11 protein-coding genes and 2 pseudogenes are annotated in these 14,916 nt (G+C 40.4%); 9 read left to right on the plus strand and 4 right to left on the minus strand.

Annotation, left to right across the window (positions count from 1 at the left end; translation table 11 throughout):
* Positions 1-3 precede the first annotated feature (3 nt).
* A complete protein-coding gene (locus AB6T38_RS01440) occupies positions 4-696 on the minus strand; it encodes a Crp/Fnr family transcriptional regulator (RefSeq protein ID WP_372545512.1) in 693 nt (230 codons plus the stop codon).
* Between the two features lie 99 nt (positions 697-795).
* On the opposite strand from AB6T38_RS01440, the gene AB6T38_RS01445 reads away from it, so the two are divergent.
* The gene (locus AB6T38_RS01445) at positions 796-1,551 is read left to right on the plus strand and encodes a class II aldolase/adducin family protein (protein WP_372545513.1); all 756 of its coding nucleotides are present in this window, start codon (positions 796-798) and stop codon (positions 1,549-1,551) included.
* A gap of 94 nt (positions 1,552-1,645) precedes the next feature.
* Here AB6T38_RS01445 and AB6T38_RS01450 read toward each other — a convergent pair whose 3' ends face one another.
* Positions 1,646-2,116: an FKBP-type peptidyl-prolyl cis-trans isomerase gene (locus AB6T38_RS01450; RefSeq protein ID WP_372545514.1), complete on the minus strand. Its 471-nt coding sequence runs from the start codon at positions 2,114-2,116 to the stop codon at positions 1,646-1,648.
* A 61-nt stretch (positions 2,117-2,177) separates the two neighbouring features.
* Positions 2,178-3,572: a M20/M25/M40 family metallo-hydrolase gene (locus AB6T38_RS01455; protein ID WP_372545515.1), complete on the minus strand. Its 1,395-nt coding sequence runs from the start codon at positions 3,570-3,572 to the stop codon at positions 2,178-2,180.
* Between the two features lie 454 nt (positions 3,573-4,026).
* Here AB6T38_RS01455 and AB6T38_RS01460 point away from each other — a divergent pair, with 454 nt between their 5' ends.
* From AB6T38_RS01460 to AB6T38_RS01470, 3 genes are all read left to right on the plus strand, one after another.
* Complete coding sequence (locus AB6T38_RS01460; RefSeq protein ID WP_372545516.1) at positions 4,027-5,157, plus strand: 4-phosphoerythronate dehydrogenase; 1,131 nt, start codon at positions 4,027-4,029, stop codon at positions 5,155-5,157.
* Positions 5,158-5,215: 58 nt separating this feature from the next.
* Entirely contained in the window at positions 5,216-6,232 is a 1,017-nt protein-coding gene (locus tag AB6T38_RS01465; RefSeq protein ID WP_372545518.1) for an aspartate-semialdehyde dehydrogenase, read from the plus strand.
* 404 nt (positions 6,233-6,636) lie between these two features.
* A complete protein-coding gene (locus tag AB6T38_RS01470) occupies positions 6,637-10,374 on the plus strand; it encodes a FimV/HubP family polar landmark protein (protein WP_372545520.1) in 3,738 nt (1,245 codons plus the stop codon).
* A gap of 287 nt (positions 10,375-10,661) precedes the next feature.
* On the opposite strand, the pseudogene AB6T38_RS01475 reads toward AB6T38_RS01470, so the two are convergent.
* Positions 10,662-10,820: pseudogene (locus tag AB6T38_RS01475) on the minus strand (phage integrase N-terminal SAM-like domain-containing protein); the annotation flags it as partial.
* A gap of 399 nt (positions 10,821-11,219) precedes the next feature.
* Between AB6T38_RS01475 and AB6T38_RS01480 the strand changes: the two are divergent.
* The 5 genes and pseudogenes from AB6T38_RS01480 to AB6T38_RS01500 all read left to right on the plus strand — a co-directional run bounded on the left by AB6T38_RS01480 (position 11,220) and on the right by AB6T38_RS01500 (position 14,004).
* A complete protein-coding gene (locus AB6T38_RS01480; protein ID WP_372545521.1) occupies positions 11,220-11,681 on the plus strand; it encodes a YccF domain-containing protein in 462 nt (153 codons plus the stop codon).
* A pseudogene (locus AB6T38_RS01485) lies at positions 11,680-12,329 on the plus strand (IS3 family transposase); the annotation flags it as partial. The gene AB6T38_RS01480 and the pseudogene AB6T38_RS01485, both read left to right, overlap by 2 nt.
* A 341-nt stretch (positions 12,330-12,670) precedes the next feature.
* Positions 12,671-12,907, plus strand: a complete 237-nt coding sequence (locus AB6T38_RS01490) for a hypothetical protein (RefSeq protein WP_372545522.1) — start codon at positions 12,671-12,673, stop codon at positions 12,905-12,907.
* Positions 12,908-13,047: 140 nt separating this feature from the next.
* Positions 13,048-13,377: a hypothetical protein gene (locus tag AB6T38_RS01495; protein ID WP_372545523.1), complete on the plus strand. Its 330-nt coding sequence runs from the start codon at positions 13,048-13,050 to the stop codon at positions 13,375-13,377.
* 138 nt (positions 13,378-13,515) lie between these two features.
* Positions 13,516-14,004 carry an AAA family ATPase gene (locus AB6T38_RS01500; protein ID WP_372545524.1) on the plus strand — a complete coding sequence of 163 codons (489 nt, stop codon included), beginning with the start codon at positions 13,516-13,518 and terminating at the stop codon, positions 14,002-14,004.
* Positions 14,005-14,916: the final 912 nt, after the last annotated feature.

Here is a 14,916-nt window from a genome sequence, read left to right on the forward strand (position 1 = left end):
TCACTATATTTCACACAAAGCTTCTAACTCCTGCATATTGATAATTTCTATCATTCCATAATCAACTTTTATTATATTCTTCTGACCTAATTGGTTTAATAGCTTATTTACTGTTTGTCGTGAGCTGTTGATCATATGGGCCAATGATTCTTGTGATATGCCAATTTGTTTGGTTTTTTGGTGTTGACCTGCGTTATGAAGACCGTTCACCAGCAAAATTAATCGTCGAGCCAATTGTCCTAATAATGACAATCCACCTGTCTCATCGATTAAATTAAATGTCACTCTAATTCGCTGACACAACATGCGCATAAAATACGGATAAAAGTGGGGGTTATCTTGCAGTAATTTTTGAAATGCGAGTTTTGGCACTATCAGTAAATGAGATTTTTCATCAGCATGGGCGTCATGGGTTCTGGGTAAATTATCAAACATTGATATTTCCCCAAACCAAATGCCATTTTCAAGCCATGTCAGCACCATTTCTTTGCCTTGCGAATTAACATTACTTACCCGAATTTTGCCTTTTGAAATACAGTACATACCATCTGCACTATCGCCTTTAGCATATAAAATTTGCCCTTTGTTAAGGACTTTTAACTTACTCACCGCAATCAACCCTTGAATAACATGGAGAGGCAGTTGATCCAGCCAATTATTGTGTTTGAAAAGATGTTCTATTTCCGAAATATCCATGGCAATTCCATAAAGATTGTCAAATTGGCGACAGTGTAACCCAAATAAATGCCTTACAGTGGCCAAATGTTATTAAATTGTAATTTCGGAGTAATAAATATGGTCGCTAGTGTTAAACAAAGAGTAAGTGAACAGGAATGGCAAATGCGTGTGGATTTAGCCGCCTGTTATCGGATTATCGCCCATTATGGATGGGACGATTTAGTGTTTACCCATATCTCCGCTCGGGTACCTGGACCTGAGCATCACTTTTTAATTAATCCCTATGGTTTATTATTTGAAGAAGTGACAGCATCCAACTTAGTCAAAGTGGACTTGCAAGGCAATATTGTAATGGATAGCGAATTCAATATTAACCCAGCGGGGTTTACTATTCACAGTGCCGTGCATGAAGCAAGAGAAGATGCCTTGTGTGTGTTGCATTTACACACCACAGCTGGCGTCGCGATATCGACTTTAAAAGACGGGTTACAGGCCTACAGCCAACAGTCATTGTTTCCCTTATCTTCAATGGCCTACCATGACTATGAAGGAGTGGCACTCAATCCTGATGAAAAAAGTCGTTTAGTAGAAGATTTAGGCGATAACAGTTTTATGATTTTGCGCAACCATGGATTACTTACTTGTGGAGAGTCAATTGCGGATACTTTTTTGGGAATGTTCATGTTGCAACGTTCATGCGAAATCCAATTGCAAGCCCAAGCAACGGGACAGCCCATGATTAAAATTCCAGATCCCATATTAAGTGGTATCAAAGCCCAAGCGAAACAGGTGACTCGCTCTGCTGGTGGCGCTTTAGCTTGGCCAGGTATATTGCGTAAATTAGATCGTATTAATCCAGGCTACGACCAATAGTTTAGAAGGTTTTCACATGGCTAAAAAAAGGTTTTTCAATTACTGAAAAACCTTTTTTATTAACATCGATACTGATGTTATCGGCGAACAAAGTTTATTGAATGTCTAAAAGCTCAACCTCGAAAATAAGCAAAGAACCTGGGGTGATGCTTCCCGTGGCATTGTCGCCGTAGGCTAAATCAGCGGGTATAAAAAATTTAAATTTGTCACCCACTACCATGAGCTGAACGCCTTCTGTCCAACCAGCAATGACTTGATTCAAAGGAAAACTAATAGGCTGCCCTCTGTCTACCGAACTGTCAAACACAGTGCCATCGATTAACGTACCATGATAGTGAACCTTTACCGTAGAGGTAGGCGTTGGGTGGGCTTCACCGTCGCCTTTTTGTAATACTTGGTATTGCAAGCCAGAAGCCGTTTCCACCACACCTTCGGTGGCTTTGTTTTTGCTTAAAAATGCCTTGGCTGTTGCGGTGTTTTCAACGGCTAACTTTCTATTATTTGAATTTCTATTGAAGTAGAATACTGCTAATGCAATAACCACGGCTAAAACAATAAACTTCATAACTTTTCCTATCTTTTTTGATTAATTAACGTAAATACTTAATGGGGTTTGTGTTTATAGACTATTTTCCAGCTAACTCCTTAATAATAATGCTCCAATGATCCAAGCCATCGTAAAACGCCTTAATGGGAAGCCGCTCATTCAAGCCATGGGCAAACATCTCATTTGGGTCCATAAAGGCACTGGATATCGCCCATGTTGGGATCCCAGCCTTACGAAAGTGCATACCATCGGTGCCACCGGATTCCATGTAAGGGATAATATCTAGGTTGGGATACCGTACGTGTACGGCTTTAGCAATGGCCGACATCACGTCTTCCCGTAATTCGGATACGGGGCTTTCAATTGGCGTGCCCAAAGTGACAAATTCAATTTCATCGTTATCAACGACGGTTTGCAAGCTTTGTTTAACCTCTGCAACAGTGACTCCAGGGAAAATGCGACAATTCACTGTGGCCGTTGCGGATTGGGGTAGGGCATTTTCAGCATGGCCTGCTTGTAACATGGTGGTGACGCAAGTGGTGCGGGTTGTCCCCACGTAAGACGACTCTAACTCTAAGCGATCAGATGCTTGTTTATCAGTAGGGTTTTCAGCGAATGCTAACATTACCCCACCTAATTCACCGCCTAGTTGTTTCCCTGTAATACGAAAAAAGTTGCGGGTCATATCTGTCCACCTTACCGGGAAGTGATAGTCTCTTATTTTCAATAAAGCCGTTGAGAGCTCATAAATGGCGTTGTCGGGACGTGGACGAGAACTATGACCGCCTTTATTACGCAACGTCAGTTCAAAACTCACATAGGTTTTTTCTGCAGCTTGTACTTTGTAAGTTAGTGCGTTGCCATTTGCATCCAAACTACCGCCTCCAGCATCTGAATTTAACGCAAACTCTGCAGTTGCCAATTCTGGACGTTCATTGGCTAACATACGAGTGGTGACCATACCGGTTTCTTCATCACCTGAAAAAACTAGGTAGAGCGCTCGATTAGGTACAAATCCCTGTTTTTTTAAACGAATAAACGTTGATGAGAGCATGGCAATGCCATACTTATTATCAATGCTACCACGTCCATAAAAGTTCTTATCATCTTGGGTCAATTCAAAGGGTGGGCGTTCCCAATCTTTTGCCAAGGCCGAAACCACATCCATATGGCCCAATAACAAAATAGGCTTTTTTTGGCTTAAACCATTAGTTGGATAACGCACAATTAATGACGCAGTTTCCCCGCTAGGAATAATCTGAGTATCGTCTTCCCTAAAGCCAACCTGTTTAAATTCATCAGCTAAATAAGCTGCCATTTTCGGCACATTTCCTTTGCCCGCAACAGTGGGAATGCCGACGATTGTGCGATAAATCTCCAAGGATTTTTTAGCATGTTCGGAATCTTGTACGTTATTTGCCAACGCTGAGGTGGTTGATATCAGCAAGATACCAAGTACTAAAGCATATTTCATGGAGAAATCTCTTTGATTGGGATGGTTTGATTCCCTAGATTAACGGGAACAAAAGATAAATGCATGCATACAGGCAGTTTTATTTTCACAAATGATATAACCCACGCAATTTTTCAGCCTAATTAACTGTCGCCAGTAACAAATTAGGCGGTGATGTCAGTGTACCCTGTTATCCTGCATCTACATGGACAGCCACCTTCAATAACCTTTTCGTGGACAGGCATCCTTTTATAGCCCAATACCCGTTTGCTCTCGGTGGGGTGATTTTAGCCTCGCAACAGGGTAAACTGCGCCGGATCAGCTTTATGGCATGTACTCTTAACTAAACCATTATTTTACTCGGGTATACGTCAGCGCTGGCGGGGGGATTGCCCCAATTAACAGAGCAGGGCATGTGTTCCTTGGCTTTTATTTGTTCACAGATTTTTCCTAAACCCTCGGAATAATAACAAATATGAAAATTTTATACGAAGACTCGATGCCCTATGCTGAGCACTTTTTCTCACCTCTTGGTGATATTAGATCATTCTCTAGTCAAACATTAACACCTGATGATCTTACGGATATCGACGTTTTATTGGTGCGCTCAACAACCAAAGTAACCGATCAATTACTTAGCAAAGCACAAAAGTTAAAATACGTTGCCACTGCAACTGCTGGTTCTGATCACATTGATAAACCTATGTTAGCGGCAAAATCTATTCCTTGGGGCAGCGCTGCAGGCTGCAATGCAATTGCGGTGGCAGAATATGTGTTGAGTTGTTTAGTCAATGAGTATGCAGACTGCTTGACTGATTTAGCAGATGCAACCGTTGGAATTGTGGGGGCAGGTCATGTTGGTACTCAACTCGATAAACGTTTACAGGTTTTGGGCATAAAAACCAAATTATGTGATCCGCCATTACAAAAAGCCGGTGACACAAGACGTTTTTACGCCTTCGACGATATCTGTCAGTGTGATATTATTAGTTTACACGTGCCTTTTGTTGCTGAGGGTGAAGATGCTACCCACCACATGTTTGATCTTGAAAGGTTATCTAACCTGCAAGACAGTCAATTATTAATCAACGCCTGTCGTGGTGAAGTCATTGATAATCAAGCCGCAAAAAGCCTGTTACAACAAGGTAAGGCACTGCATCTGAATATGGATGTATGGGAAAATGAACCGGGGATTGATTTTGACTTGGTTCCCCACAGTCGAATTGCTACCGCCCATATTGCAGGCCATACCCTTGAAGGTAAGGCAAGAGGGACCTATATGTTGTATGAGCAGTTGTGTCAGCGATTTGATTTGCCACAAAAATTGAATTTTGAAAGCTGTTTGCCCGCTGCTAAAACCATCGAAATTAAACACTTATCTGATAAAAGCAAAATCGGACAAATCAGTGCCGCCATTTTGAGTACTTATGATGTTAAAATGGATAGTGATTCGTTCAAACAAGGGGTGAAATCTGCTGCAGACTTCGTTTATAGCCGAAAGCACTATGCTATAAGAAGAGAATTTGCATCAGTTACCTTAAAAACTGGAAATTTAGACATTTCCGAGGCACTCTACGGCCTTGGTTTTAATACCATTGGAGAGTAGGCTAATTGTTTATTCAGTATTAGCTTAATTTGATTATATTTTTTGGAGTAATGCACTAATGTCTCGCGCTTTTGATGTTGCTGTTTTAGGGGCAACTGGTTTAGTTGGTCAACACATGATTGAAATTCTTGAACAACGAGGATTTCCGGTTAATAAATTGTATCCATTGGCGAGCAGTCGCTCTGCGGGTGGTAAAGTGACCTTCAAGGGCAAAGAGATTACCGTATTAGATGCAGATACCTTCGATTGGTCTAGCGTTCAACTGGGCTTTTTCTCTGCTGGTGGCAGTGTGTCTGAAATTTTCGCACCGAAAGCGGCAGAAGCGGGTTGTGTCGTTATCGACAACACCTCACATTATCGTTACGAACCTGATATTCCATTAGTCGTGCCTGAGGTTAACCCTCACGCTTTAGCCGATTTTAGAAATCGTAATATCATTGCTAACCCTAATTGCTCAACTATCCAAATGATGGTGGCTTTAAAGCCGATTCAAGATGCAGTTGGCATTGCGCGTATAAACGTATCAACGTATCAGTCTGTTTCTGGCGCAGGTAAATCTGCAATGGAAGAGTTGGCTAAACAAACTACAGACTTGTTGAGTGGCAGAGAAATCACTCCTAAAGCCTTTAGCCGCCAAATTGCCTTTAATGTTATCCCACAAATTGATGTGTTCATGGACAATGACTACACCAAAGAAGAAATGAAAATGGTTTGGGAAACGCAAAAAATAATGGGTGATGATTCTATTTTGGTCAACGCTACTGCTGTACGCGTACCGGTATTCTTTGGCCATGGCGAAGCCATCCATTTAGAGACTCATTCACCTTTGGATGCAGAAGATGCTAAACGATTATTAGCCGATGCCCCTGGCGTTAAGTTGCTAGAGAACTCAGAAGACTTCCCAACTCAAGTTGGTGACGCTAGCGGTCAGGACGAAACGTTTGTTGGTCGAGTAAGAAATGATATCTCTCATCCAAATGGTTTAAATATGTGGGTCGTGTCTGACAATGTCAGAAAAGGTGCAGCTTTGAACAGTGTTCAAATAGCAGAAGTACTGGTTCGAGATTACATGTAAGAATAGGTTTATGCTTAAAAGGTCGGACTCTTGTCTGGCCTTTTTTTTGATTTATTTTTAGTAATTTACACCTATGCCGATAACTAAATATAACATTATATATTAATCACCAGTTGACGTTTTTAATCGATTAAAAACAGCTATATGATGCTTAATGTTCTATCTATGTAGATCATCGTTGTTATGTGGTTTATATTTGTGGTAATTGATACTGATTAAAGACATTGGTATGGAATGAGTTTTGCTTATTCCTCATATTATGATTCTCTACGATAGCTTAACACCCATAGGTGCAAGTTAGCGGTTATTAGTTAGAGACGGATTTTTAATACTAATTTTTATGGAATTGGTCACACCTTTGTGAGCAAAAAATAATAATTATTACAGGGCGACGACTTAATTATATGAATGTGCGACAGGTAGCGTTTTTACTATTTGCCAGCGTAGGACTTTTGTCTATTAGCGCCACTATTGATGCTCAACAATTACAAATTAGAGGGTCTAAAAGTAATACGGCTGAGCTTTCAGGCAGTACCTATGGTCCAGTGGTTCCAGAAGATACGCTATGGCGAATAGCCAGCAAATACCGTCAGAACAAAACCCTTTCTGTTTATCAGGTGATGCAGGCTATATACCAACTCAACCCTGACGCCTTTGAAGATCAAAATTTTAATCATTTAGTTGATGGCAGTATTCTGAAGCTTCCTTCAGAACGTTATGTTGCTAGAATCGATCCTAAAGCTGCACAGATGAAAGCGGAACAAGATGATAATGCTTGGCGAGCGTTCACAAAAGGTGAAACTCAGCAAGTTATCGTAAAAACTTCCCAAGAAGCAGCGAGTAAAAATGATCTAACAGAAACCAAGCAAGTCATTGAAGAAAAACTAAGTGCCCTTGATGCGGAACAAAATCGCCAGTTCACGGCAATTCGGCAGCAATTTGCCGAGTCAATCGAAAGTGTACAAACACTGCTCAATGAAAATCGTAAGTTAGTTGACCGTTTAGATACCGTTGACACTGAAATTAGTAGTTTACGCGGACGCGTTGATGAAGAGTTGCAAGTGCAAATGGACCAAATGTTGGCACTGCAAAACGAATTATTATCTATCTCTCGAGAGGCAGAAAGCCAGCGCAAAGCTGAGATGGAAAAGAGTGGTTTTGCATGGTTGACCGATCCATTATTTCTTATCCTTTTATCTGTATTGTTAACCATTAGTTTGCTTGGTGCATTTGCTATGTGGCTAATTCGCCGTAAGCGCCCTGAAGCTGAAAGCGAAGCTATACTTGACGAAAATCACGCCGCTATTTTAGAGCAAAGTGATGAAATGGATGATCTGGCTGATGCATTAACCAACGAGTTAAGCGAAGAGTTAGAAGATAGTGATGATGATTTATTTGGAGATGACGATCTCCTCGATGATGTATTGTCAGAAGAACTAGAAGAGTCATTAGATGCTAATAGTGATGAAAACTTTGAAGCCTTTGATGATTTAGATGACGACAGTTTAGACCCAGTTATTGAAGAATCCACAGCTGACGCAGCAAAAGATGACGGTGGTCTGGAAGATGATCTCGATAACCTGTTTGATGAAGATGAGTTACTCGCAGACATTGGCGATGAGTTAGGTGATGCCGATGCTGAATTAGACCCATTAACAGAACAAAACGATTCCCAAGAATTAGAAAAAGATGATTTAGATTTGTCTGAATCGAATCCAGATGAAATCGATAATGATGAAACTGATGAATTAGGCGAATTACCTGATTTAGATATTGATATCCCTGAAGATAAAGCTGACAAAAGTGAGCCTACGACTGACGATTCAGATGTTTCAACTGAGTTACCTGCAGCGGTAATCACGCCCCCTGCTATTGATGATGAACCCGACAAACCTGAAATAAGTATCGACGAATTACTTGAGCAACCTCTTTCAGAAGAAGATGAAGACTCTATTATTTCTGATAATTCAGATGTAATGGATGAGGAAATGCTCCAGAGTATCGATAAGGAAATTCATCAGCAAAATGCCCAACTCGATAATATTACCGATGAATTGCTTAATGAAATAGAGCAATTGGAACAAATGGGTGGAATGCTCGAAGAAGAGACTGAATCAATAGAAGAACCTGATCCCACGGAAAGCCAGATGGGAATTCAGGAATTAGATTCGTTATCAGAAAACCTTGACGAAGACGATGTTATCGCTGATTTAAGCGATGATAGCGTTGAAGAATTAGATATTGCCGATGAGCCTGTCGATACCATCGACGATGTAGGTACTGACTCGTCGATTAATACACAAAATGCTGAGCAGCCTTCAGAAGTTGAAGACAACGATAAAGTAGATGCTGACGATATTGACGATTTGCTAAATCAACAGAGCGTTGAGGATAGCAGTGTGGAATCTTTATCAGCGGATGAACTCTTGGCTGAGCTTGAAAGTGATAAGCAAACACAAACAGACGAATTAGCAGCCCTTGACTCTTCTTTATCTGTGGATTCCGAAGATCAACAATCTAAATCAGAAGAGCCCACTGTTGACGAGATTAAAGACACAACAGAACAGCCCACTGCTGACGAGGTTCAAGACACAGTAGAACAGCCCGCTGTTGACGAGGTTCAAGACACAGCAGAACAGCCCACTGCTGACGAGGTTCAAGACACAGCAGAACAGCCCGCTGTTGATGAGGTTCAAGACACAGCAGAAGAGCCCGCTGTTGACGAGGTTCAAGACACAGCAGAACAGCCCACTGTTGACGAGGTTCAAGACTCAGCGGAACAGCCCGCTGTTGACGAGGTTCAAGACACAGCAGAACAGCCCACTGTTGACGAGGTTCAAGACTCAGCGGAACAGCCCGCTGTTGACGAGGTTCAAGACATAGCAGAACAGCCCACTGTTGATGAGGTTCAAGACACAGCAGAACAGCCCACTGTTGACGAGGTTCAAGACTCAGCGGAACAGCCCGCTGTTGACGAGGTTCAAGACTCAGCGGAACAGCCCGCTGTTGACGAGACTCAAGACACAGCAGAACAGCCCGCTGTTGATGAGGTTCAAGACATAGCAGAAGAACCGGCTGTTGATGAGGTTCAAGACATAGCAGAAGAACCAGCTGTTGACGAGGTTCAAGATACAGCAGATCCCTTAGAGGCTAAGAAAGATTTACCCACAGAGACACGCTCTGAAAACGACACTACATCATTAGATAGTGATGAAATTGAGGATCTTGATAAAGCATTAGATGACTTTGAACAAGAGGTTGTGTCAGAAGCAACGAGCTTTGATGTTGAGTTAGATGGTGACAATCTAGCGCTGCCCAGCGAAGACTTGGATGAAATGCAATTAGAGCAAATTATTCCCATCGAGCATGAAGACGATATTGAAAAAGTCCTTTCTGATTTTGACGAAAAAATACCCAGTATCGATGATATAGATAGTTTATCCACTGACGATTCTGATGGTTTTGATGATGCCGATTTAGATGAAGCACTGAGAGCTTTCGATGAAGATTATTTAGCTGATCAAGATAGCGATACTGCAGAAAAATCAGCTGAAAAGTCAGAAAACGTCGAATTAGATGATCTGCCAGGATTAGGTGACTGGTTGTCGTCTGAAGAAGCCGCCGAAACCAACTCCTTAGATGAGCTTGAAAATACGAGCTTTGATGAGTTGCTTGATAGCATAGATGCCACTGAAGATAACAGCGAAGAAGTCGGCTCAATAGATGATAAAGATGCACTATCTAACATAGATAGTGGGTTAGATTTTGATGCATTGTTAAACGATGTGGATACTCCATCAACTCAGCATGCAACATCTGAAGCTGCCACTGAGCAAAAATCTGAAGAAGACTTTTTAGACGTTGATGATTTAATTAAAGAGAGTATCGAAGCTGAAGGAAGCCTTGATATTGATAAAGAGTTAAATCTTGCAGCAGCATTTGAATCCTATGAAGGTTTTGGTGAGGCTGATGAGGTAGATGTGGATTCAGATAACGGCATAGGCGCTAAGTTGGATTTAGCACAGGCATATATTGAAACAGATGATATTGAGTCAGCCAAAGAACTACTCGAAGAAGTATTACAAAATGGCGATGATACACAGCAAGAAGAAGCGAAAGAATTGCTGAAAAAGCTTGCTTAAAGACTTCTCAATGTGAATTATTTGGGTTGAGTTACAACTCAGTCTGGCTTTTTTATGAAAAGTGGATATTCGTCCACTGAAGAATTACCTATCTAAAGGACTGGACGTTCCAGCAGAATGCTGGCATTGGTTCGTTGAGGGGAACAAATATTGCCATTTGAACTCTTTAATCGCAAAGGGATAATTTCTTGCTAGCCCAGCAGGCAAACTTGTTTCACCGACCCCTTCGGTGATGTCCTTTTGCTGAATTTGTCGAGCTGCATCAATTTGAGTCCTTAGGGATATTGTTAGATTGTTTGGTAATATCGTGACTCTATCGTTACCGTTTGTTCCTCTGAATACAAAAATACGATTGAGCACAGTGTCAAGTTTTGTGTTGATGAGATGACATGCCTGTCAACGGCTAGATGAGTGAGCAACGCAGTAACCCCTTGTTCACCCATATCTTTGGGGGGCGTTTTTAATTAAAAACAATGAATCTCTTTATTCATAAAAGATAGCTTTTCTCAGTCTGAATAGAACTATGCTTCGTCCTCATTATTTTAGGTATATCTTCAAAAAATAGGATTTATACCATTATAAAATCGTTTGAAATGCTCTGTAGCCTATACTAAGTATGATTTTGGGTGCAGTTTTGGGTTTGTAATTACTGAGAGTTCTCAATAACACGCCGAATTTCTGATGGTAAAACACATAATATTTAAAGTAAGCTACCGATATAAGTAAAAGAATTGTGGCGGCCAATGGTGAAAGTGGATGCGTGTTACTGTGAGGCATACATATAAGATGTTGTGTGTTTAAGTGGTTTATCAATAATAGTATTTAATATGATATAAGGACGTAAAATGAGAACAATCGGGAATTTAATTTGGTTTATCTTTGGTGGAATAATTATGGGATTAGCTTGGTGCTTTTTTGGGCTTTTAGCTTTTCTTAGTATTGTAGGCATTCCTTGGGGGAGATCTTGTTTTGTTATGGCTGGTTTTTCATTTTTTCCTTTTGGTAAAGAAGCGATAGCTCGTGATGAACTAACACAATCCCAAGATATTGGAACTGGTGGTTTGGGAATGCTAGGTAATGTTATTTGGTTCATTTTTGCAGGTTTTTGGTTAGCACTGGGGCATGTCTTCTCAGCTATAGCTTGTTTTATAACTATTATAGGTATTCCATTTGCATTACAGCATTTAAAACTTGCAGGTATTTCAATTGCGCCTGTCGGTAAAACTGTCGTAACTAAAGAGGTTGCAGCGGCAGCTCGTAATGCAAATGCAGAAGTCGAAGTGGCAAACCTAAGGTCAAATACTTAACAAGTCATTAGAGCAGGAAAATGCTCTACTAAAAAGTGGTATCGGTATCTGGTGGAAGTACATCAGAGCGATTTGGATTCACCCAAAGGAGCAGACAAGTCTTAGGTGTCAAATACCTATGTTAATGGCTTAACGTATCGCGCTGTGGTTACTATGCTTGGCGCAAACGCTCATTAACCACTCGCACAGCTTCGGATGATGAACAACTGGTGAAAAATGCGTAGCGTGTTTGATGATAAAAAACGGTTTACGAGCTAGTGCTTTAAAGACTTACAGCAAGCCTGCTAAGGTGAAGCTCTTTTATAAACAAATAGAAGACAAACGCAAAGGCATCGTTAAAGCGACTGACATCAACCAACAATGGTCAGGTGACATCACCTACTTGAAAGTTGGTTCTTATTTGCATTACTTAGCTTGTCACAACATCAAAACTAGAATGAATCGGCCAGATTGTTGCACTGACAATGCTGAAATTGAGTTATTCTTTCATTCATTAAAAGCAGATTTAATAAGAGAAAACAAATTTAAAACCAGCAGTAGTCTGCGCTCTAAACTGCTAGGATTTTAAATTATTTCAATAATAGGCCGCGCTTGCATTGGAGCTTAGGATATAAAACGCTTGCAGAGTTCGAGTTAGCAGTAACTTGAATGGTGGATGGTGTCTATTTTATCGGGTTAATATCACCCATCACTTGGTTCCCTATTATTGCCGGAAAACAACTATTAATAGCTTCTTAATTGGCTTTTTTGTGAACTCTGGCGTTAAGCCAAAGGGAAGTATGTAGTTTGTATTCAAGCCGAATGATGGCGTTGGCATAATTAAGCTTGGGATAGTGAGAGAAATAGAGCAAATAAAAGAATTACTTGTACAATATTTCTCATCATCGGAAAAACAATAGACTTCTATTTGATAATTCTCGCCAAATTGAATTTGTAAATGAGTTAGTAGATTTTATTTGTATTGTAAATCTCAAAATAACGCTTTTAGAGTGTCATATGAAAATATTGATGTTTTTGACGTAGACGGTGTAAATTTGTTTCATGCTATTGCTGTGAATGAATCTAAAAGTCACATGTTTAATGAATTTGAGTATGTTTTTCCAGATCAAATTATTACGCTTTGGGAAATGGAAGAACAATACGATTATTTAGGCAACCATAAACTTAAGGTTTGCGCGCAAGTTGGTATTGGAACAAAGTCGTACTTTCATGTAGTAAATGGCTAACAACAGCCACTAACGCTCTCGCTTCGCTGGTTGGAACAGTAATACTATGGTTCTTGTTGCTTCGTCCTAATTTTAGCCTAGGTATTGCAGCTCCTTTGTGGGCGGTAAGGGCCTAGTAAAGTGTGCCAAGGAGTTTAACTATGCCAATAGCTAATTGCGTAATCTCACAGGAATGCTCCCAAAGTGCAGGAAGTCTTATTGCGCTCTGGGCTCAAGAGTCGGAAATATCACCGCAGCATATGACTATTAATATAATTACCAGCAGCGAGCAGTTAGGAAGTAAATATAAAATAATGGCTAACTTGGCGCTTCCATCAATGTGGTCTACTTCTGATATTTCATTGCTTCAGATTGGTCTAGCTAAAGCACTATCTAAACATTTTTCTGTTACCATAAATGAAGTTCACGTTATCACCAATATTATAACGTCAGGTATGGTTGTTGAATCTGGGCAAGAAATTAAATGGTAATTAAAGATTGCATAGCAAGCGCATTTACTCGTTTGCAAGTTCACTGGGACAGTAACCGTTGGGTACTGTCCCTTCGCTTTAAGTTTTGCCCGTGTAATACTGCCCGTTATGCGGGTATTATGTACTGAGGGGATAGTTTTGAGTAAAGTGCTAATTTTCGGAAATTCAGGTTCAGGTAAATCAACGTTAGCAAAAGGCTTAGCGTCGCAAAATAACCTAGCTCATTTAGATCTCGATACTGTGGCATGGAAACCTATTATACCGCCAGAGCGGTTGCCTGTTTCAGAGTCTAGTAAGTCGATCAATGATTTTTTATCAGCTAATAGTGGCTGGGTTATTGAGGGGTGTTATTCTGATTTATTAGAACTTGTAACAGAGCAAGCAAATGAAGTTGTTTTTCTAAACTTACCAGTCTCGGCTTGCATTGAAAATGCTAAAAATCGTCCATGGGAACCCCACAAATATGCAAACAAAGAAGCTCAGGATGCAAATTTAGAAATGCTAATCGATTGGATTACGCAATATACAACTCGTACAGATACCTTTTCCAAACTTGCACATGAAAAATTATTTAATGAGTTCCAAGGTAAAAAAACAATGTATGTGTCAAATGAACAACGGACATAGCAAGTCAATCAAACAGACGTATGTCGCTTGGATACGGGCCGTTGCGGCTAACTATAACCAAGTATTATTAGTAGCTTATTGAGTCGTTATACGTCGATGAGATTTTTATTGTCGCTCTAACATTACTAAATGGTTGTGCCAATAGTGGCGGAAAATCAAAGGCTAGTGGATTTGAAGATGCTCAACGAGCAATTCGATTTGGTGCCTTAATACATCACTTTTATGTGATTACAGGTAGATGGCCTGACTTAAATTGAGAATTTTCGACCGATGCAAATATGACTCCGTTAACAGACAATTTCGCTTTGTTAAAATATGAAGAACAACATAGGCTTTTTAGGGGGAAGGTTCAGTTTTTCGAGGAGACTCGTATTTGGTAGGTGGAGTTTTCGTCAACCGAAGGTTTGAGAACCGTTAAATCTAATATGACGTCGAAACAAAGTGCTGTTGCTCAGGTACTGCCTCCTTTTTCAAATATATTTATTAAATCATCTATCTGTGTTTTATTTGCGATATTACCGAATGACTGCTTTCCATCCTGATCATATCGTCAGCCAATATTCACTAAAGGCCTGGTTCTCGCTTTAAGTGGTAGTCAGAACAGATGTAAGGCGCTAGGGTTAGTTCAGCTACTACGGTTTAGCGAGAGAGCTAGTTGGGGCTTTCTCAACAATCCCCCCCTCAAGCCTTCCCCTTGCTTATAAACAGACATAGTTTTTGCAGGCTATACGAACAAGTCGACCTGATTGTCGGTGCAATCGGTAGTTAAAATACAAACCTTAAGTATCTCTTACCTATTTTGACGCATATTTGGCAACTAAAAACACCTTTCAGTCTAGTATTTACAAACATGTTATGAAAAGTGATGTAAATTTCTTTACAATGTCGCAATTTTCAGCACACAGTAGTGCA

The organism is Aliiglaciecola sp. SL4, from assembly GCF_041538045.1.
Taxonomy (GTDB): domain Bacteria; phylum Pseudomonadota; class Gammaproteobacteria; order Enterobacterales; family Alteromonadaceae; genus Aliiglaciecola.

Bases quoted from the DNA above. Each gene is read 5' to 3' on its own strand.
- AB6T38_RS01440 (WP_372545512.1), bottom strand. From the start codon at position 696: ATGGATATTTCGGAAATAGAACATCTTTTCAAACACAATAATTGGCTG.
- AB6T38_RS01445 (WP_372545513.1), top strand. From the start codon at position 796: ATGGTCGCTAGTGTTAAACAAAGAGTAAGTGAACAGGAATGGCAAATG.
- AB6T38_RS01450 (WP_372545514.1), bottom strand. From the start codon at position 2,116: ATGAAGTTTATTGTTTTAGCCGTGGTTATTGCATTAGCAGTATTCTAC.
- AB6T38_RS01455 (WP_372545515.1), bottom strand. From the start codon at position 3,572: ATGAAATATGCTTTAGTACTTGGTATCTTGCTGATATCAACCACCTCA.
- AB6T38_RS01460 (WP_372545516.1), top strand. From the start codon at position 4,027: ATGAAAATTTTATACGAAGACTCGATGCCCTATGCTGAGCACTTTTTC.
- AB6T38_RS01465 (WP_372545518.1), top strand. From the start codon at position 5,216: ATGTCTCGCGCTTTTGATGTTGCTGTTTTAGGGGCAACTGGTTTAGTT.
- AB6T38_RS01470 (WP_372545520.1), top strand. From the start codon at position 6,637: ATGAATGTGCGACAGGTAGCGTTTTTACTATTTGCCAGCGTAGGACTT.
- AB6T38_RS01480 (WP_372545521.1), top strand. From the start codon at position 11,220: ATGAGAACAATCGGGAATTTAATTTGGTTTATCTTTGGTGGAATAATT.
- AB6T38_RS01495 (WP_372545523.1), top strand. From the start codon at position 13,048: ATGCCAATAGCTAATTGCGTAATCTCACAGGAATGCTCCCAAAGTGCA.